The sequence below is a fragment of the Bacillus sp. AR8-1 genome, from assembly GCF_008042345.1.
GTDB lineage: Bacteria > Bacillota > Bacilli > Bacillales > Bacillaceae_G > Bacillus_A > Bacillus_A cereus.
This window is the reverse complement of the sequence record NZ_QNUB01000068.1, coordinates 1-18702: the sequence shown is the minus strand read 5'-3', so window position 1 is coordinate 18702 and position 18702 is coordinate 1. Positions and strand designations below refer to the sequence as shown.

Sequence of the window (18702 nt, the reverse complement as noted above, 5' to 3'; positions counted from 1 at the left end):
AGGAACAGTTTTTATTTATTTTATTTGAATGGAAATTTTATTGTTTTTTACATTGTTTTCTTTTATTGTTAATGTTATTTCTCCAGATTCTTTAAATGAATACGGTGATAGTTGATAAATATCTTTTATATCATGTTTTTCTTGTAATTTACTTATCGGTATTAATACGATATTTGGCTTCCATGTTTCTTGTTTTCCTGAAGGATATTCTATAAGTATTACCGGATTTTTTAACTGCATTTTTTTCCAAGAGACGAAATATAGTTGAACTTCTGTATCTTTTTTTAATAATTCTTCGGAGAAATAACCGAATTCGCCTACATTACCGAAAACAGTGTAGTTTTGATTTTTTAATTTAATATCTAAATAACTAGGTTGATATGTTACTGCATGATAAGTTCCATATGAAAGTGAGAGTATGGCAGCGATTAAAATACCGATTGAAAATGTCTTAAAGCTATTGCCTTTAAAGTTAGTCATCATGAAAGAGTTTGGTGTGAATTTTTTTGCGAATAAAAAAATAAGTAATATGAGTAAGAGGGATAAGCCGATGAATATATACATAGGAAATTTACACCTCCACAATAAAATAATATATTAACTATATTTTACCATAAATGTATGGGGTAGGGTGGTTGTTTGGAAGGAGAAAATGAAGAAACAATTTTTTTACAGTTCTTGATAATTTGAAATTCGATTTATGGAAATTATAGCGTAATGTTTGAGTAGTAATCAGAAGGTATCCAATTCGTGTATATAGAATAAAGAGGGAATGCGTCATTAGAAATGTTTGATTTATGGAACAATAAGGACTTTAGTAATTATAAATATTTTTTCTGATATAATGAATGAGTAGAGAGAAAGGAGTGATCCTATGGCATTTCCTATATTAGAAACAGAACGCTTACGTTTAGTTGAAATAGAACAATCTTATTGTCAAAAAATATATGAAATCTTTTCATTGGATGAAGTAACGTGTTATTACGGTATGAATTCTTTTACGGAGTTTGGACAAGCTTCACGTATGATCGAATCTTTTTCGAAAAATTACTTTGAGAAAAAGGCAATACGATGGGGAATTGTGTTAAAAGAAACGAACGTTTTAATAGGAACAATTGGACTAAACAATTTACAATTATGGAGTAAACGATCTGAGATTGGATATGACCTGCATCCTCGTTATTGGGGAAATGGTTATGCGTCAGAAGCGGCTCGAGAAATTATTGATTATGGGTTTAAAGATTTGGGTTTGTTTAGAATTGGAGCTATTACATATCCTGAAAATGTTACTTCTTGTAGAATGTTATCTAAAATCGGCTTTCAAAAGGAAGGTCTATTGCGCGGATATATTCATCAAGGAAATAAGCAACACGATGCATTATTGTATTCTATAGTGCGAACTGATATTGAGGACATAAATTTATAATAAAAAAAACCTCTTAATTAAAAGAGGTTTTTTTATTATAAATTAACCTAATTTAGGTAATAAACGTTCTCCGCTTTTCATGCTACTTTTACATAAAGGGCATTTAGGCTCTTCTTCAAATGAAAAGTTCTTTCTCATCCATCCTAAACAATCCTCTGATTCACATTCCCAAACAGGGGTTTGTTCTGGTGGTACTTCTGCTACATCGTTCTTTCGATTGCGATACATGTAACCACTCCTTTTATGTAAAAAATTTTAGTTATATATTAAAAAGGTTGTTAACCTTGCTGGTAACAACCTTTTTATTGTTTGAATTATAGCTTTACAACGTTTTTAGCTTGAGGTCCGCGGTTACCTTCTTCAACTTCGAAGCTAACTTCTTGACCTTCGTCAAGAGACTTGAAGCCGTCGCCAGTGATAGCTGAGAAGTGAACGAATACGTCGTTACCGTCTGCAACTTCGATGAAACCGAAACCTTTTTCGCTGTTAAACCATTTTACTTTACCTGTTAATGTCATGGTAATGCCTCCTAAAAGTAGAAAAATTACAATATGATCGGCCTTATTTGAATGAAAATAAAAGTTCACATATTATCAAAAACCCATAAGGAGTACAAAATGTCCCTGATTGATACTTGATAATATGCAAAGAAAATATACTGTTAAATTGACCTTAATTACTATCTTACAACAAATGGTGGGAAATAGCAAGTGCTGGTAATACCACTGACTAATCTGGGTGATAATAGTAAAGGCACAAAGGCATCTCTTTTATTTATATATTATTCCTAATTTGAATTTATTCCAAACAAAAATCATTTATATGAAAAAATAAGTTTAAATAAAAGGCTAAATATTATTTTAATATTGCTGATGAGTACCATAATTAGGAGGATAGAATATTGCAAAATAAACAATTTAAAATAATTGAAGCAGCAAAAGAAGGAAGAAGAAAAGTTCATCCTGTTTTTGCTGTCATACTCGCGATTATATTTTTAACTTTAGGTGAATTATTTATGTTGTTTATGCTGATTTTACCGAAAGCAGAAACAACTTTTATGAAGGCGATTTATAGCGACATTGAGATGATATTAACGTTTGGCGGCGCAATATTTTTTGTGTTTTTATGGATTAGATTTGTAGAGAAAAGATCATTTTCATCCATTGGTTTTTGGAGAAATCAATGGATAAGAAAATATTTGAGAGGTACATTAATAGGATTTGTTTTCATTTCAATACCAGTAATTTTACTCCTATTAGCAGGAGTTGTAACATTACAAATACAAAAAATTACAGTAACCGCTATATTGGGTATTGTAGGTTCTTTAGTTGCATTTTTAATACAAGGGGCAACGGAAGAAATTATTGTACGAGGTTGGTTATTCCCGGTTCTTTCTGTTAGAAGTCGTATATGGGTTGGGATTGTTGTGACATCTTTCTTATTTGGTTTTCTTCATTTACTTAATCCAGGTATTACAATTCTTTCAATATCGAATATAATATTAGTTGGTGTATTTGCAGCTTTTTACGTTTTAAAAGACAGTAGTCTGTGGGGGATTTGCGCATGGCATTCCATTTGGAATTGGGCACAATATAACGTCTACGGTTTTGCAGTTAGCGGGATGACCATATATTCAACTCCGCTATTTAAACCTGCAACAAATGGCCCCGAATTCCTTCATGGAGGCACGTTCGGAATTGAAGGTAGTATCATTACAACAATCATGCTCGCTATTGCTTCAATTGTTTTATGGAGAAAGTTATGGGGAAGAAAAGTGAAACAACGAAATTTTAGTTAATGAAAGAGGGAGAAACTATGGGGATAATAGCATTTGAGGGAGCAAGCGCTGTTGGTAAAAGTACCACGTGCCGTGAATTAGAAAAGAATTATGGTGCTTATATAATACCTGAAGTGAATTCTTTATTTGAAAGGCCAAAAAATGAACATAGAACATGGTATTTTGAAAAACAAGTTGAGCGTTGGAATATAGCTGTTCAGAAGTCGGAGCAATATGAATTCGTAATACTTGATGGGGATATATATCAACCACTTAGTTATAATTGGTGTTTTCATTTTGATATATTTAATCAGCCATTATCTTTAATAGAAAATTTTTATAAAGAAAAGATGGTAAATAGGGAAATTGGTTTTCCGGATCAATATTTTTATTTATATACGAACGATGAAGAACTTAGAAAGCGGAAAGTATATGATGAAACGAAAAGAAGGAGAAACTTTGAAAAACATTTACATATATCAAAATCGTTTCAGCGTTATTATGAAAATTTAAATACTGTTACAGATGGGTATTGTAAATTAATTGAGGCGAAAAGTGTAAAATCGAATGAAATAGAAATTGTAAATAATTTAAACAGTTTAAATGTTTGTGAAGAAAGACGTTTTGATGTTTCGAGGTTAGATGCTATTACGAAGTGGTTAAAAGAAAATCGTGCATAAAGTAAAAACAACGAGTGTTGTAGAACGCGCTCGTTGTTTTTTTGCTTCTTTATAAATATAAAGGAAAAATTTGTAGAATACTTTCAATATTTAACAGAATAATCTTTCAATTTTAAAGAAAAAGAAATACAATATGAGAAAGTATATATAAATAATATGATAGGGGATGGGATGCGATATTTTAAATGAAGTAACAGTTTTTATATAAAAAATAATTAGGTAGTCAGAACAGAGATATTTGGGAGGAAACAAGCGCGATGAAAACACTATTTAAAATAATCGGTATTCTAGTTGGTATGGCGGTAATCGGAGTAGGTTTAACATATGGTATGCTGCATTATTTAAATAATAGTAAAACAGCTGCGAAAAAGGCATCACCAGCTGCTCCAGCAGTAGAAGTACTAGCTGATAGTAACGTAAAAGCAGAAAATGCAAAGCTTTTAGAAAATGGCAATTATTCATTGCCGAATAGTGGTTTTAATAAAAATTTTAAATGGACAGATGAGAACATACAGACAGCATTACATGAAATGGCACATCAAAAAGCGAAAGCTGATCAAAAATGGGGCTATATTTTTATTACACAAGAGCGGATTGAAAGCTTAATTGATATTGTAAAGAGTAATGATCTTGTACAGGGAAGTACATATGTAGAAATTTTAGAACGATGGAAACAAGGAAAATATGAAAAAGTTGATGCAGATCACAATAAGATTTGGAAATTACAAAGTGGGAATTTAGGAGAAGGAAAAGGAGTAATGTCGGAAGCTGAGCAAAAAGAATTAATTAATCAAGTGTTTATGAACAAAGGTACATATTCAGGGAGTAAATTAATTGCAGGTGGCGGACAGACTAATAAATAATATACTAATTAATGTAAGAGAGTAATTGCTTATTAGGCAATTACTCTTTTTATATGTACTTCTTAATATCTTAATCTCGTTCAAGTAAGGAAAGAAACGACTGTAACACCGGGGAAATCCATCTGGATTTATGATAGATTACATGACTTTGAATAACGGATGGAGTTTCGATAGGCTGAAAACATAGTTGTTCTTTTTGACAACTTTCCTGTACAACGATATAAGGAAGAATTGAAATGCCTAACTCACACATGACGGATTGTTTAATGACTTCAACATTGGAAGTTTCAAATGTTTTAGCTGGAATATTTCCGCTTTGACGTAAAAAACGATCTACCATTGTCCTATAGCCGCAACTTTGTTCTGTAAAAATGAACTGAGTTTCCTGTAATAACTGGAATGGATTTGTATGTGCAGCGGAATAAGCTGGTAAAATCCATCCAAATGTTTCATTACTAAAAGTACGCGTAATAAAATCATTATGTTCTATACTTTCTCCAATTATGAAGACAACGTCTGTTTCTCCTTCACGTAATTTTTGTAATGCTTGTTCATTTGTGTTTGTTTCAAGTACGATATTTACTTTCGGATTTTTCTGTTTGTAAGTACGTAATAATTGTGGTAATCGGTATACCGCTAATGATTCATTAGATGTAATACTTAATGTACCTTCTAAATAATCTGTATTTTGGGGGATTTCTTGCGCTTTTTCATATATTGAAAGTAATTCTAATGCATAAGGATGAAATTGATGACCTGCTTTTGTAAGTAGCACTTTTTTCCCTAACCGATCGAAAAGAGGAATATGTAAATCGTTCTCTAAAGCTTTCATATGTGCTGTAACAGTAGATTGCGCATAACCTAGCGCGTGCGCAGCTTTAGAAAAATTACCATACTTCACAATGGCGCAAAATGTTTTAACATGTCTCATTTCCATAAGCGATCCCTCTTTTATTATCATGATTTGTGAATGATTATATCATGTATTTTAATTTTCCAAATGATTAAATTCTGTATAAAATGAAATTGTAGAAATATTCATTCAGGTGATATTGGAGGAGAAAAGATGATCAAAAAGGGCTATCATGTAGCTGTTGTTGGGGCTACAGGTGCGGTAGGGCAAAAAATTATTGAACTGTTAGAGAATGAAATGAAGTTTAATATAGTTGAAGTTACATTGCTTTCGTCAAAACGATCCGCTGGTAAGAAAGTAAGATTCAAAGGACGAGAGATAATTATACAAGAGGCAAAAACAACTAGCTTTGAAGGTGTAGATATTGCCTTTTTTAGCGCTGGGGGAGAAGTATCTAGACAATTTGTAACTCATGCAGTTTCTAGTGGTGCGATTGTAATTGATAACACAAGTGAGTACCGAATGGCACAAGGTGTACCGCTCGTTGTTCCGGAAGTGAATGCGCACACTTTAAAACAGCATAAAGGTATCATTGCAGTTCCAAATTGTTCAGCATTACAGATGGTAACAGCACTTCAGCCGATTCGAAAATCATTTGGTTTAGAAAGAATTATCGTTTCAACATATCAAGCTGTATCGGGTTCTGGCATTCATGCGATTCATGAATTACGAGAGCAGGCTAAGTCTATACTTGCAGGTGAAGAAGTGAAGAGTGATATATTACCGGTGAAAAAAGATAAAAAACATTATCCAATAGCATTTAATGTACTGCCTCAAGTAGATGTATTTACAGACAATGATTTTACTTTTGAAGAAGTCAAAATGATTCAAGAAACGAAGAAAATATTAGAAGATGAAAACCTGAAAATGGCAGCTACTTGTGTACGTGTTCCAGTTGTATCGGGGCATTCAGAATCGGTTTATATAGAACTGGAAAAAGAAGCAAGCGTTGCGGAAATCAAGGAAATACTAATGGATGCACCAGGTGTTATTTTGCAGGATAACCCTAGTGAACAGCTGTATCCAATGCCATTATATGCAGAAGGGAAAATAGATACATTTGTCGGAAGAATACGTAAAGATCCTGATACGCCAAACGGATTTCACCTCTGGATTGTTTCCGATAACCTATTAAAAGGTGCGGCTTGGAATTCAGTTCAAATCGCAGAGACTTTAGTGGAAAAGGGGATACTTTAATATAGTTTAAAAAACTGGGGAATCGTTAATGATTCCCCAGTTTGTATTTCATAATTGTTTTCTTTATTTCGGCCAACTTTAATTAAAATTAGTCGTTATTGAATTTTTATAAATATCTACTTTATGTGCAGTGAAGCGTAAGGTTTTGGATTCTGCATGAATTGTAAGATTAATAATAATCGATAACGGCATTTCGACCGTTTTCACAATATCTTCTATAGCAATATACTCATTTTTTGCTTCCTTATAATAAACAACAGAACGAATTACGGCCTCGTCACCTTCAATATCAATTTCACACATCATAGGGAATTTTTCACCATTATGTAAGAATAATTCGCCTAGTACGATTGAACCGTTTAATTCTTCTGTAAAATTAGTAGTTGCCGCTGGTTTTACCCATGTTTCGTCATGTTCTTCGTTTTCCTCTTCATCTATTGCCCATTCCCAAATGGGGTTTTGTTTTAGGTCCTCAATAGTTAATTTATCAATTGGTTTGCAACTACTCATACATAAATTCTCCTTTTATTTTGATAAATAAGTTTTTTGATTTCATGAATTAGATGATTGCTTATAAGTGGGTTTAACAAAGTATTTTGCTCATTTGATATCCAAACTACTTTATTTTGAAATAAAGCTATTACAGCAATATTAACAAAACTTTAATTGTCTAGTAAATAATTATTAGTGGAGATATTAAAATGGGATGGTGTTAAAGAAAGATAGTAAAAAACATCAAGGATGAATGAAATCCATTTGGTACGATATGGATATATCCAATGTGAGGGGGAGTTTGATGTATCAAGTAAAGGGGTATTTTTCATCATTAAAAGGAAGTTATTATGAGATTGGAAAGCAACAAGGGGAATTCGTGAAACAAAATCCGTATCTTATCCCGCAATTTATACACGAAGAAAATGTAATATCTAATAACCATTGGACAGAATCGAGAAATATACTAAACAAACATTGTCCAGGCATAAATGAAGAAATTGAGGGGTTTTGTGAAGTGTTAAAAATTCCTTCAAAAAATATGATGTATTACTATCAAACACTATTGAAAGCAGGTTGTAGTCATTGTGCAGTATTACCTAAAAAGACCGATTTAGAGCACACATATGTATTAAGGAATTATGATTTGTCACCAGTAATAGATGATATGCGTTTTTGTTCAACTCATGTTGAAGGTGCGTATGCACATAGTGGCTTTTCTACTCAATATTTTGGCCGAACGGAAGGGATAAACGAGCATGGATTAGCTGTTACATTTTCAGCATGTGGTCAACCAGTAGGAAATATTGCAGGTTTAAGAAAGCCAATGGTGAGTGGTTTACAATGTTTTGCGGTAATTCGATTGTTGTTGGAGAAATGTAAAAATGTGCAGGAAGCTAAGTTACTAATAGAAGAAATCCCAATTGCTAGTAATATTAATTTAATAATAGCTGATCCTTTAAATGCAGCATATATTGAAATATTTGACGGTCATAAATCCACAATAACGATTGATGGTGAAAAACAAGCTTTTATTGTATCAACAAACCATGCAGTTAGTTCATCAATTCAGAAATTAAATAATAGGAAATTAGAACAATCAACAAAGAGATATCACCTTTTACATGAGCATTTAAATAGATGTGAACAAGTAAGCATAGAGTCTTTAAAAAAGTTAGTAGAAGAAGAATATCCTGCTGGACTTACTGTGCATAACTATGAAGAATGGTTTGGAACTTTACATTCTGTATTATTCGATTTACATGATCGTACAATGAAGATTTGTTTCGGATCACCACTTTTAAACGACTGGTATTCATTGAAAGTTGGAGGAAATATGCCGTTTTCTGAGGTGAACGTGAACTTTAAAAATAAAACTTATACTGACTTTTGGAAGGAAGATAAGAATGAATTGATACCTAAAAGATAAATGGGATAAGATGGTGATGTAAAGAGTGCATTTATACTGGAGGGATTATCAATACTAAAAGTTATGTTACCATTTGTTCTTATCTTTTTTCTTGTCATTGCGATGTATATTGCTTATCAAAAGAGAAAAAAGTCTGGGATAAAAGGATTGAACAGTGCGGTAACTTCTATTTGCTTCTTTTCACTTGGTTATTTTCAATTGTATTATGGCTAGTTGGTGCATATTTTACTAAATATATTCCAATATCTAAAAAGGTACATTAAAGTTTATAAGAGTTAAATATAATGTTTACTTTATTTTGAAAAGAGATTATTCTACTAGATCGTTGTGAAACGGTTTCATAGGATAATCTCTTTTGTTTAGTTTTGGAAAGAACGTACTGTGATTTTTAGTTGCTCAATAAATTCTCGAGTTGCAGCACACATATATTTATCTTTTCTATAAATTAGCCCTATTTCAATTATTGGAGTAGGGTTTTCTATTTTAATAGCTTGAATGTTTTTATTTTGTAAAAAGTCTATATATGGTTTGGATAACACTGTAATTCCCATTCCTTTGGAAACCATTTGGATTAAAGATTCCATCGTACTAATTTCTAAAATTGGCCTTGGTTTAAAGTTTAACTTTTGACAATGAGATGTAATTAGTTCGGTTAAAAAGAAATTTTTAGGCAAAAGAATTAAAGGGTAGTTCTGTAATTCAGCAATAGATACATGATTACGTTCAGCTAATCGATGACCAGTGGGCACGACCAATGTAAGATCGCTTTTGTATAGAGGGATGGAGATAATCTCTTTATCTTGCACCGGGAGAAATGTAATTCCAATATCTAGTTCGTTTCGTAATAATTTTTCACGAATATCTCCTGTACGAAGCCCTAATACAGAAAGCTCTATATTAGGATATAAATTATTAAAATTTAAAATAGCTGTTGGTAGTAAATAATTTACGACGGTTAACAAAGCCCCTATTGTTAAGGAACCTTGCTGTAATCCGTTTAGGTCTTGAATAGCTGAACGAGCTTGTTCGACTTCATGAAAAATGGTTTTACTATGTGATAATAAAATCTTCCCTGCTTCAGTTAAAGATATTTTTTTACCAATTCGATCGAAAAGTGGCATTCCTACTTCATGCTCTAATGCACGTATTTGTTGACTTAGAGAAGGCTGTGAAATATTTAATTTCTCAGCTGCTTTTGTGAAATGTAATTCTTTTGAAACAGCTAAAAAGTATTCAAGTTGTCGTAATTCGATTGGAATCACCTCAAGTATAATAATAGGTTATACCTATCATTATTATATAAATAATTGAATTGAACAATGATTTTAGAGGTTTTATAATCATTTTTATATAACAGAGAGGGTTGTAAAAATTAATTGAGAGAAAATACATGTAACACCTTTAAAGGAGGAAATAGAATGGCTAATGAATATCAATTATTATCTTTAAATATAGGATTACCAAAAGAGGTTACATACGGTGGAAAGGTAGTTCATACAGGCATAAATAAGAAACAAGTAAAGGAACCGGTATATTTATCCTTTGTAAAATTTAATGGGGATGGACAAGCTGATTTAGTTCATCATGGAGGAGTAGATAAAGCAGTTTGTGTTTATACTGGTGATCACTATCCATACTGGGAAAAAGAATTGAATCAAGATCTTGTATATGGGGCTTTCGGAGAAAATATAACAGTTAGTGGTATGAGCGAAGAGGATGTTTGTATTGGTGATACATTTGAGCTAGGACAGGCAATCGTACAGGTAACACAACCAAGGCAACCTTGTTTTAAATTAGCAAAAAAATATAATATTCCAAAGTTACCACTATATTTTCAAGAAACAGGATATACAGGATTTTATTTTCGTGTATTAAAAGAAGGATGGGTATCATCAGTCGACACCTTAAAAAGACTACAGTCTGATCCAAAAGGTGTTTCAGTAGCATTCGCTAACCGTATTATGCATAAGGAAAAACAAAATATTGAAGGGATAAAAAGGATATTAGAAGTAAATGCACTTTCAAATAGTTGGAGAAAGTCTTTTGAAAAGCGTATAAGTGGAGAAGAAATTAATACGAAGGAAAGACTTGAAGGGATAAAAGAATAAAAATATTTTATTATAAATAGTGTATTTCTATTAGTAAAAGCTAATTAGAAAGCGCTATTTTTATAAAATAAACTAATTAATATCCGAAAATCTTAATATTTTTTTATTCGACTTATTTTCAAATAGTCGAAACATAAAATTAATTAGACTTTTTTTTTATGTTTTATGATAGTATATTGATTGGTAAGACCTCTATTTTTAAGAGTAGGTCATATAAGTATATCTAATTTAATGGAATTTAACATTTGGAGGTACAACATGGGGAATGTTGAAAAATTGGTAAGTCTTCTAATAGAAGAACCGAAAAGAGAGCAGTTATTTCCTTTATTTGAAGAAGTGTTTGGAATTACAACTCAAACATTGAATGATTTTTCGGATAAAGGGTATTGGGATGATACATATAAAGCTTTATCATTTTTACAAGAAGATAAAGTGATTGCAAATGTTGCTGCATTTTCACTCCCATTATTAATTAATGGTGAAAAAATAAATGCGGCGGGTATTCAATCAGTCATGACACACCCTAATTTTCGTAGACAAGGGCTAATGACACAATTAATGGATAAAATGATAGAAGAAATCGATAAGAAATGTGAATGTGCATTATTGTTTACGGAAAAACCTGAACTATATACAGCATTTGGGTTTAAAGTTGTGCAGGAATATTTGATGACTATACCATATGATAAAAATATTAATAATAACGATTCACTACTTAAAAAGTTAAATTTCTATAATATAGAGAATAGACAGTTAATACATGAAATTATTGATAGTAGCCAAAGACTTTCAAATAGTTTTTCAACTTTAAACTTCCATCCTTCATTTTATTTGAATATGTATGATTCGGAATGGAATGAGAAATTGTATTATTCAGAGAAACTAGATGCTCTAATCGTTTATGAAGTAGACAATGAAAAGTTGAAATTATTTGGAGTATTTGCGCCAGTACTTCCGGTTTTAGATGAATTATGTGGAGAAATCAATGAAAGGTTTACTGAAATCGAATTTTATTTTTCTCCAGATCAATTAGGGGTTGAGGATGTACAGTTTACAGAAGTACAGTCTAGCAAGTATTTAATGGTTCGAAGTGATAAAGAGTTAGATTTTAAAGGTTATAAATTCCCAGTATTAGCGGAGTTTTAAATGTCTATATAAATGCTTTATTATGGAGGAGCTATGAATATATCGTATATACCAGAACATATTGAGCAACTCACTATAATGAATGTACCTGAATACTATAAAATTAATGATAATCATGCGTTTATTGTCCGTTCGAAAGCAGAAACTGATTTTTGGCTTAAAACACATTATGGTTTTGAAGTAATGAATGGTCATGTATTTTATAATGAGATGATGACAGACTTTCAAGCGGAAGTTCAGTTACGTATGAATCCAAATTCAAAATTCGATCAAGCAGGTCTTTTTGTTATGATTTCGGAGAACTGTTGGCTAAAAACATCTTTAGAATATATCCCTGAAGGGCCATCTCACTTAGGTGCTGTCGTAACGAATAATGGATATTCTGACTGGTCAACGCAAGATTATCCAACTGAAGCAGCTAAGCAACAACTTCGTTTTCGAATTATTCGAAAAAGCGGTGATTATACAATATATGTGAAAAAGAGCCATCAATGGGAACAAATAAGAATCGCTCATTTAATGGAGGATATAGGGAAGGAGCCTGTTAAAATAGGTTTTTACACGTGTAGTCCTTCTAAAAATAAGGGATTTGAGACTGAGTTTTTACATTTTACAATTGAAGAAATATAGATGAAAAACCGTATTCTTTTCATTAAGAATGCGGTTTTTGTATTTACATAATATAAAGCACATTTATTGACCAGAAAGTCATTAATACTTATCATTTAATAATGTTAAATATTAATTTACATAATATAATAGAAGTAATGAAGAAATTACAAAATATATCGCTTAAATAAGGAGGGATATGAATTATTCAGTGGTAATTTCATGGGAAAAGGAGATTATGTATGAAATCATTTCGTAAGTTATTACAGTATTTAAAACCATACATGTTCTTCGCTATTATTGGGCCGCTATTTATGGTACTTGAGGTTGCGATGGACTTAATTCAACCGACTATTATGCAACATATCATTGATGTTGGGATTGCAAATCGGGATTTAAATTATGTAATAAAAATGGGGCTTCTTATGATAGGAGCAGCAGCACTCGGTTTAGTTGGAGGGCTTGGGTGTATGATGTATTCTACAAAAGCAGCTGTTAATTTCGCTACAGACATACGAAAAGATGTGTTTGCGAAAATAGAAACATTTTCTAGTAATAATCGTGATTCATTTGGAACAGGTAAATTATTAACGATCGTGACGAATGATATCACTTCCATTCAATCGGCAATGACGATGACATTACGTGTTCTCGTTCGTGGTCCGCTGTTATTTATCGGAAGTATAATTATTGTTTTTGTAACAGCGCGAGAGTTATTTCCAATATTACTTGTAGTTGTTCCGATTTTATTACTTGCGATTATTTTAATTGCAAGTAAAGCAAGTGGTACATTTAAAAAGGTGCAAGAGGCATTGGACAAAGTGAATACAAAGTTACAAGAAAATTTATCTGGTGTGCGTGTTATAAAAGCGTATGTAAGACAAAAATACGAAATCGCTCAATTTGGAAGTGTAAATACAAATTTAACGAAGATAAATATTCGAGCTGTGCAACTTATTTCTTTAATGATGCCAATCATTATGCTAGTTGTAAGTGGCGGGATTGTCGCAACATTATGGATTGGTGGAGAAAAAGTATTTGATGGAACGCTTCAAGTAGGAGCGATTTTGGCATTTATTAATTACTTGAATATCATTTTAATGTCACTTATGTCGATTAGCATGGTATTTATTCAAATTGCGCGAGCTTTTCCATCTGCGGATCGTGTACAGCAAGTGTTAAATACCGAGGTTGATATTATAAGCGAAGCGAATGCAATCGAACCTGAGAAAATCGAGGGGAATATCGAATTTAAAAATGTTAGTTATAGCTATACGAAAAATAATGAATACGTTTTAAAAGATATTTCGTTTAGCATACAAAAAGGTGAAAAAGTAGGGATTATTGGATCAACTGGAAGTGGTAAATCTACCTTAGCGAAACTGTTACCACGTCTATATGATGTGGATCATGGTGAAATATGTATAGATGGAATAGATGTTAAAAAATATGATTTGCAAAAACTCCGTGCTTCAATAGGGTTTGTACCTCAGAAGGCGTTGTTGTTCTCAGGCAGTATAGAAGAAAATTTACGTTATGGTAAAGAAGATGCAACACATGACGAGCTGGAAGTAGCAGCTGCATCAGCTTGTGCGACTGAGTTTATCAATAAGCTGGAAGAATCTTATCAATATAATTTAACACAAGGCGCGACAAATCTATCAGGTGGACAAAAACAACGTGTATCAATTGCAAGGGCACTTGTGAGAAAGCCACCGATTCTCATATTAGATGATTCTACATCAGCAGTTGATGCAAAATCAGAGGCTACTATTCAAATAGCTTTAAAAACAAAATATAAAGGCACAACAACTTTATTAATTGCGTCCAAAATTTCTTCCATAATGGATGCGGATAAAATACTTGTATTAGATAATGGTGAATTAGTTGGCAATGGTACACATGAACAATTGTTAGAACAAAGTGAGGTTTATCAGGAAATTTATCTTTCCCAAGGTGGTAATTTGGATAAAGAAGGTGGGGAAGAACATGCGTAATTTTCAAGGGCAATTTGCTAATAAAGGTGGACGAAACACCCCAAAGATGGGAAAAGCTAAAAATGCTCAAGGAACTGTAATGCGGGTATGGAACTATATGGGCTATCAAAAAGCTGCTCTTATGTTTGTTATATTTCTAGTCGTTGTTACTACATTACTTGGATTATTAGGTCCCTATTTTATGGGAGTCATTATAGATCAATATATTGTACCGAAAGATTTAAGTGGTACAGCAAGAATGTGTATGTTACTTATCGTGATTTACGGTGTAACTGTACTTTTAACATGGTTACAAACATTTGTCATGATTAACGTTGCATTAAAAACAATTCAAAAAATACGACAAGATATTTTTGAGAAAATCCAAACGCTTTCTTTACGGTTCTTTGATGTGCGTTCCCAAGGTGATTTAATGAGCCGTGTGACAAATGATATAGATAATTTGAATCAAGCTTTGACACAAAGTGTTGTACAAATCATTTCATCAGCGTTAACTTTTATAGGTGTAACGATTGCAATGTTCGCCTTAAATTGGATTTTAGCAATTGTAACTTTAATTACAGTACCTATTATGTTTTACGTTACAAAAAAACTAGTTGCATATAGTGGTAAAAACTTTGCGAAGCGTCAAAAAGATTTAGGTGAATTAAATGGATTTATTGAGGAAGCAATTACAGGTGCGGATGTTACAACGTTGTACGGAAAAGAAAAAGAAACTGTACAAAATTTCAATAAAATTAATGAACAGCTAAGAGTTTCAGCTACGAAGGCTGATACATTTTCAGCTTTTATTTTTCCAAGTATGAACTTTATTAATAACTTAGGTATGGGGCTTGTCATTGGGACTGGATCAGTTATGGTTTTAAACGGAATGACAACAGTAGGAGTTATTGCGGCTTTTATTAATTATTCTCGTCAATTCTCAAGACCGCTAAGTCAATTTGCGACTTTAATGAATACAATTCAAGCGGCAGTTGCTGGTGGAGAACGTGTTTTTGAAATTATGGATGAGGTACCAGAAATTCAAAATAAAAAAGACGCATTCGTTGTACAAAATTTACAAGGGCATGTTGCACTTGAGAATGTTTCATTTGGCTACGCAGAAAATAAAACGATTTTAAAAGAAGTGAGTCTTAAAGCGCAGCCAGGAGAGACAATTGCTTTAGTTGGTCCGACTGGATCAGGGAAAACAACAATCATTAATTTGTTAACTCGCTTTTACGATATACAGCAAGGACAAATTCATATTGATGGAAAAGATATAAAAGATTATGATATTAATTCTTTACGAAGTAAAATAGGAGTAGTTTTACAGGATACGTATTTATTTGCTGGTTCGATTATGGATAATATCCGTTATGGACGCTTAGATGCTACTGATGAAGAAGTTATCACTGCAGCTAAGGCAGCATCTGCACATTCTTTTATTAAGCATTTGCCAAATCAATATGAAACAGAAATTACTTCAGAAGGATCGAATTTAAGTCAAGGGCAAAAACAACTTCTTGCGATTGCACGAGCAATTTTAGCAGATGCAGATATATTAATTCTCGATGAAGCGACATCTAATATTGATACAAGAACAGAATTACAAATACAAGCAGGACTAAATAATTTAATGAGAGGTCGCACAAGTTTTGTGATCGCCCATCGACTTAAAACAATTGAAAAAGCAGATCAAATCCTTGTTATAAAGGATGGAAGAATTTTAGAAAGAGGGAATCATGAATCTCTTATGAAAGATAAAGGATTCTATTTTGATTTGTATACGAGTCAGTTTAAAATATAGTAAAAGCATTGATATGTTGCGGTTTCTCTTGAGAGGAGAAACCGCATTTTTTATATTTGTAAATATTACTATTCAAATGGTCTTTCACTACATATTTTAACAGCATCCTCCTGTATTCCAGGCAAAACATGTGAATAGCGATTTAATGTTATGAACATATCTTTATAACTGAAGTGTTCACTTACAGTCTTTGGATGTATACCTTGTTTCAAAAGTAGCGTAGCATGTGTATAATAACGTAAATCATAAAATCGAACCTTAAAATTCAGCGGAAGCAAAGAAGTTAGGTGGGGGCCGGACTGCCCGTAAAAGCCCGATTGGTGAGGGCTGATTAAAGTTTCACTTTATTAACGAATTTGCGAAACTGTTAACGCTGCAGAACGAATATCTACTGTACCTATTACTTCAACGGGGACAATTTGAATTAAATCACCAGGGTTTAAGTTAATTAGAATGACACCACTTGATACATCAACTTCACCAGTTCCGATAATATTAGAACGGACTGCGGTTCCGGATCCTGCAATAACATTAGTCGATGAATTTAATGTCAAGAAAAAGCGTGCTGCTTCCGGGGCTAATGGAACGTTATCAAGGCTAATCGTTAATGTATAGCTAATTTGATAAATACCAGCTACCTGAATTTTAATACCAGTTCCAGTACTAATTGTATCATTGATTACAGGGACAGTAATGTTAGGGTTTGGGCCTGTACTAGGTAATAGTATTGGTGTAAATAATGTTGCAAATTGAGGTGAAGTAGCATTGAAGGCAAAACCTAGGGCAGGTAGTGTACTAGGTGCTTGTGCTTCACAATTAAAATTAGCGAATTTACGAATGGATGAGCGCATATTTTCACTCCTTTCTTGTATTTAGATTTCGTGAGTATTAACTTCACATTTTGGACAAGCATAATACAATATATGAAAATTTATAGTAGATAGTGCACAAGCATTACTATTACAGATAAAGCTATGAATAATAATAAATACTATATGGAAAAAGCAGTTAGCTAATTTAGCTAACTGCTTAGTCGGTTCTCCAAGAGCAAATAGGTGAAAAATTATTGCGCTATATAAAAGATCACTATAGATAAGTGCTCTTTTTGAGAGTGAGTATAAATTTCTATCATTCTATCTAGTATGTGCACTGTATTATGTAGTTGCTACTAAAATTGATGTGAATTTTTAAAATTAGAGGTTTCTTTTAAAGAAACCTCTAAAAAGACAACTAAATTTACGTTATAGTAAATTCAATTGCGATAGGAGTGCCTCCATCTAGGACAGCTCCTCCTACAATAGTAGCAGCTGTAGTAGTCACACCAGTAATAGTATCACCTGTTTGAATAACACCATTAATATAAAGTGTTAAAAAGGCATAAGAAGCAGGGAATGTTGTTACAGCACCAGTGTCATCAGTGAAGTCTGTGTTAGCAAAAGTTAAATCTGCACCAGCAGCAGTTCCTGTTGCGGCTGTACTTACAAATCGTCTTCCGGCTATAAAAGGTTTAACGATAGGCATCTATATTCACCCCTTTTTGAGAATTAACTTAGACAAGTTTTTTGAAAGTTTTGTCCTGTATCGTATATTATGCTGTGCTTCTACTAAGAGATACGGCTTGTATACTAGTAAATAAGTATAATTATTATGCGTTTTATAAGTTAGGTTCTTATAAGTAATTAAGTGGTTAAGGTTGGATTTTGTATATGGTATGTTTAGGTTAAAAAAGAGAGCTCTTTTAGAAAGAGCTCTTAATCAAATTATTATCTTAGTGTTGGAGGGAAACTGGCGGCCTCAGTGACAGATGGTAGAAATAATTTACGTGGTATTGTAATAAATTCAAGCGCAATTTGCTTTGGATAAAAAAGTATTTGAGTTAAATCTAGAGCATGTATTAATAGTATCATGAAGCTTGTAAGAATGATAAAACTACCCCAAAAGAAACTTTTTGAAGTGTTGTGGAAATCTTTTATTAAAGAAAAGAATGAAAAAAATGCGGTAACAATGAGAATAAAAAATTTATACTTATCAGCCATTGTGATCCTCCTAAAGAACAGTAATTTATATTATACCGTATTTTTCGATATTATTATAAAAAGATTTTAAAGTGAATAATAAGAAAAAAATAAAGCCATAACTTCAAACATTAGTTTAGGTTCTATTGTTTGAATTTTTTGTTTTAGAAGGTATATAATCTGAAATTGAAAATTTTCCAAATGAATTACGATTTTTTATTTCTGATCCGACATCAAGTGCTTAATGAAATGGTATGAAAG

The 18702-nt window shown here is 32.3% G+C and carries 20 protein-coding genes and 1 pseudogene; 12 read left to right on the top strand and 9 right to left on the bottom strand.

Going from position 1 to position 18702, the window contains the following annotated elements; translation table 11 throughout:
- Positions 1–15: 15 nt before the first annotated feature.
- Complete coding sequence (locus DN400_RS28605; RefSeq protein ID WP_000275232.1) at positions 16–564, bottom strand: hypothetical protein; 549 nt, start codon at positions 562–564, stop codon at positions 16–18.
- 310 nt (positions 565–874) lie between these two features.
- Here DN400_RS28605 and DN400_RS28600 point away from each other — a divergent pair, with 310 nt between their 5' ends.
- Positions 875–1426, top strand: coding sequence for a GNAT family N-acetyltransferase (locus DN400_RS28600; RefSeq protein ID WP_000885398.1), 552 nt, complete (start codon positions 875–877; stop codon positions 1424–1426).
- Between the two features lie 42 nt (positions 1427–1468).
- On the opposite strand, the gene DN400_RS28595 is transcribed toward DN400_RS28600, so the two are convergent.
- Both DN400_RS28595 and cspD read right to left on the bottom strand, forming a co-directional pair.
- Complete coding sequence (locus DN400_RS28595; protein ID WP_000286203.1) at positions 1469–1654, bottom strand: cold-shock protein; 186 nt, start codon at positions 1652–1654, stop codon at positions 1469–1471.
- 86 nt (positions 1655–1740) lie between these two features.
- Positions 1741–1944, bottom strand: a complete 204-nt coding sequence (gene cspD / locus DN400_RS28590; protein ID WP_000176366.1) for a cold-shock protein CspD — start codon at positions 1942–1944, stop codon at positions 1741–1743.
- 383 nt (positions 1945–2327) lie between these two features.
- On the opposite strand from cspD, the gene DN400_RS28585 reads away from it, so the two are divergent.
- The 3 genes from DN400_RS28585 to DN400_RS28575 all read left to right on the top strand — a co-directional run bounded on the left by DN400_RS28585 (position 2328) and on the right by DN400_RS28575 (position 4746).
- The gene (locus DN400_RS28585) at positions 2328–3224 is read left to right on the top strand and encodes a CPBP family intramembrane glutamic endopeptidase (RefSeq protein ID WP_001180191.1); all 897 of its coding nucleotides are present in this window, start codon (positions 2328–2330) and stop codon (positions 3222–3224) included.
- Positions 3224–3883: a nucleoside/nucleotide kinase family protein gene (locus DN400_RS28580; RefSeq protein ID WP_025117739.1), complete on the top strand. Its 660-nt coding sequence runs from the start codon at positions 3224–3226 to the stop codon at positions 3881–3883. The genes DN400_RS28585 and DN400_RS28580 overlap by 1 nt, the downstream gene beginning before the upstream one ends.
- Before the next feature lie 257 nt (positions 3884–4140).
- Positions 4141–4746, top strand: coding sequence for a PRK06770 family protein (locus DN400_RS28575; protein WP_147802094.1), 606 nt, complete (start codon positions 4141–4143; stop codon positions 4744–4746).
- A 70-nt stretch (positions 4747–4816) separates the two neighbouring features.
- Here DN400_RS28575 and DN400_RS28570 read toward each other — a convergent pair whose 3' ends face one another.
- Positions 4817–5683, bottom strand: coding sequence for a LysR family transcriptional regulator (locus DN400_RS28570; protein WP_000425898.1), 867 nt, complete (start codon positions 5681–5683; stop codon positions 4817–4819).
- A 129-nt stretch (positions 5684–5812) separates the two neighbouring features.
- Between DN400_RS28570 and DN400_RS28565 the strand changes: the two genes are divergently transcribed.
- Positions 5813–6856: an aspartate-semialdehyde dehydrogenase gene (locus DN400_RS28565; RefSeq protein WP_000591711.1), complete on the top strand. Its 1044-nt coding sequence runs from the start codon at positions 5813–5815 to the stop codon at positions 6854–6856.
- Between the two features lie 78 nt (positions 6857–6934).
- Here DN400_RS28565 and DN400_RS28560 read toward each other — a convergent pair whose 3' ends face one another.
- Positions 6935–7366 carry a hypothetical protein gene (locus DN400_RS28560; protein WP_000093107.1) on the bottom strand — a complete coding sequence of 144 codons (432 nt, stop codon included), beginning with the start codon at positions 7364–7366 and terminating at the stop codon, positions 6935–6937.
- Positions 7367–7652: 286 nt separating this feature from the next.
- Between DN400_RS28560 and DN400_RS28555 the strand changes: the two genes are divergently transcribed.
- Together DN400_RS28555 and DN400_RS28550 are read left to right on the top strand one after the other, a co-directional pair.
- On the top strand, positions 7653–8777 hold the full coding sequence (locus DN400_RS28555; protein ID WP_000285229.1) for a C45 family autoproteolytic acyltransferase/hydrolase: 1125 nt from the start codon (positions 7653–7655) through the stop codon (positions 8775–8777).
- A 51-nt stretch (positions 8778–8828) separates the two neighbouring features.
- A pseudogene (locus DN400_RS28550) lies at positions 8829–9040 on the top strand (hypothetical protein).
- Positions 9041–9136: 96 nt separating this feature from the next.
- On the opposite strand, the gene DN400_RS28545 reads toward DN400_RS28550, so the two are convergent.
- On the bottom strand, positions 9137–10039 hold the full coding sequence (locus tag DN400_RS28545; protein WP_097846495.1) for a LysR family transcriptional regulator: 903 nt from the start codon (positions 10037–10039) through the stop codon (positions 9137–9139).
- A 156-nt stretch (positions 10040–10195) separates the two neighbouring features.
- On the opposite strand from DN400_RS28545, the gene DN400_RS28540 reads away from it, so the two are divergent.
- The 5 genes from DN400_RS28540 (at position 10196) to DN400_RS28520 (ending at position 16426) form a co-directional block, all read left to right on the top strand.
- Positions 10196–10885: an MOSC domain-containing protein gene (locus tag DN400_RS28540; protein ID WP_065228815.1), complete on the top strand. Its 690-nt coding sequence runs from the start codon at positions 10196–10198 to the stop codon at positions 10883–10885.
- A gap of 258 nt (positions 10886–11143) precedes the next feature.
- Positions 11144–12031, top strand: coding sequence for a GNAT family N-acetyltransferase (locus DN400_RS28535; RefSeq protein ID WP_000528680.1), 888 nt, complete (start codon positions 11144–11146; stop codon positions 12029–12031).
- Between the two features lie 33 nt (positions 12032–12064).
- On the top strand, positions 12065–12661 hold the full coding sequence (locus DN400_RS28530; protein ID WP_001027676.1) for a DUF1349 domain-containing protein: 597 nt from the start codon (positions 12065–12067) through the stop codon (positions 12659–12661).
- Positions 12662–12882: 221 nt separating this feature from the next.
- Entirely contained in the window at positions 12883–14637 is a 1755-nt protein-coding gene (locus tag DN400_RS28525) for an ABC transporter ATP-binding protein (RefSeq protein WP_147802093.1), read from the top strand.
- Positions 14630–16426, top strand: a complete 1797-nt coding sequence (locus DN400_RS28520) for an ABC transporter ATP-binding protein (RefSeq protein WP_147802092.1) — start codon at positions 14630–14632, stop codon at positions 16424–16426. The genes DN400_RS28525 and DN400_RS28520 overlap by 8 nt, the downstream gene beginning before the upstream one ends.
- 347 nt (positions 16427–16773) lie before the next feature.
- On the opposite strand, the gene exsF is transcribed toward DN400_RS28520, so the two are convergent.
- The 3 genes from exsF to DN400_RS28500 form a co-directional block, all read right to left on the bottom strand.
- The gene (gene exsF, locus DN400_RS28510) at positions 16774–17277 is read right to left on the bottom strand and encodes an exosporium protein ExsF (RefSeq protein ID WP_147802091.1); all 504 of its coding nucleotides are present in this window, start codon (positions 17275–17277) and stop codon (positions 16774–16776) included.
- A 385-nt stretch (positions 17278–17662) separates the two neighbouring features.
- A complete protein-coding gene (locus DN400_RS28505) occupies positions 17663–17947 on the bottom strand; it encodes a DUF4183 domain-containing protein (RefSeq protein ID WP_001123247.1) in 285 nt (94 codons plus the stop codon).
- Between the two features lie 242 nt (positions 17948–18189).
- A complete protein-coding gene (locus tag DN400_RS28500; protein WP_025117749.1) occupies positions 18190–18462 on the bottom strand; it encodes a hypothetical protein in 273 nt (90 codons plus the stop codon).
- Positions 18463–18702: the final 240 nt, after the last annotated feature.

Coding starts and splice junctions, on each gene's coding strand:
- DN400_RS28605 (WP_000275232.1), bottom strand. CDS start 564: ATGTATATATTCATCGGCTTATCCCTCTTACTCATATTACTTATTTTT.
- DN400_RS28600 (WP_000885398.1), top strand. CDS start 875: ATGGCATTTCCTATATTAGAAACAGAACGCTTACGTTTAGTTGAAATA.
- DN400_RS28595 (WP_000286203.1), bottom strand. CDS start 1,654: ATGTATCGCAATCGAAAGAACGATGTAGCAGAAGTACCACCAGAACAA.
- cspD (WP_000176366.1), bottom strand. CDS start 1,944: ATGACATTAACAGGTAAAGTAAAATGGTTTAACAGCGAAAAAGGTTTC.
- DN400_RS28580 (WP_025117739.1), top strand. CDS start 3,224: ATGAAAGAGGGAGAAACTATGGGGATAATAGCATTTGAGGGAGCAAGC.
- DN400_RS28575 (WP_147802094.1), top strand. CDS start 4,141: ATGAAAACACTATTTAAAATAATCGGTATTCTAGTTGGTATGGCGGTA.
- DN400_RS28570 (WP_000425898.1), bottom strand. CDS start 5,683: ATGGAAATGAGACATGTTAAAACATTTTGCGCCATTGTGAAGTATGGT.
- DN400_RS28565 (WP_000591711.1), top strand. CDS start 5,813: ATGATCAAAAAGGGCTATCATGTAGCTGTTGTTGGGGCTACAGGTGCG.
- DN400_RS28560 (WP_000093107.1), bottom strand. CDS start 7,366: ATGAGTAGTTGCAAACCAATTGATAAATTAACTATTGAGGACCTAAAA.
- DN400_RS28555 (WP_000285229.1), top strand. CDS start 7,653: ATGTATCAAGTAAAGGGGTATTTTTCATCATTAAAAGGAAGTTATTAT.
- DN400_RS28540 (WP_065228815.1), top strand. CDS start 10,196: ATGGCTAATGAATATCAATTATTATCTTTAAATATAGGATTACCAAAA.
- DN400_RS28535 (WP_000528680.1), top strand. CDS start 11,144: ATGGGGAATGTTGAAAAATTGGTAAGTCTTCTAATAGAAGAACCGAAA.
- DN400_RS28530 (WP_001027676.1), top strand. CDS start 12,065: ATGAATATATCGTATATACCAGAACATATTGAGCAACTCACTATAATG.
- DN400_RS28525 (WP_147802093.1), top strand. CDS start 12,883: ATGAAATCATTTCGTAAGTTATTACAGTATTTAAAACCATACATGTTC.
- DN400_RS28520 (WP_147802092.1), top strand. CDS start 14,630: ATGCGTAATTTTCAAGGGCAATTTGCTAATAAAGGTGGACGAAACACC.
- exsF (WP_147802091.1), bottom strand. CDS start 17,277: ATGCGCTCATCCATTCGTAAATTCGCTAATTTTAATTGTGAAGCACAA.
- DN400_RS28505 (WP_001123247.1), bottom strand. CDS start 17,947: ATGCCTATCGTTAAACCTTTTATAGCCGGAAGACGATTTGTAAGTACA.
- DN400_RS28500 (WP_025117749.1), bottom strand. CDS start 18,462: ATGGCTGATAAGTATAAATTTTTTATTCTCATTGTTACCGCATTTTTT.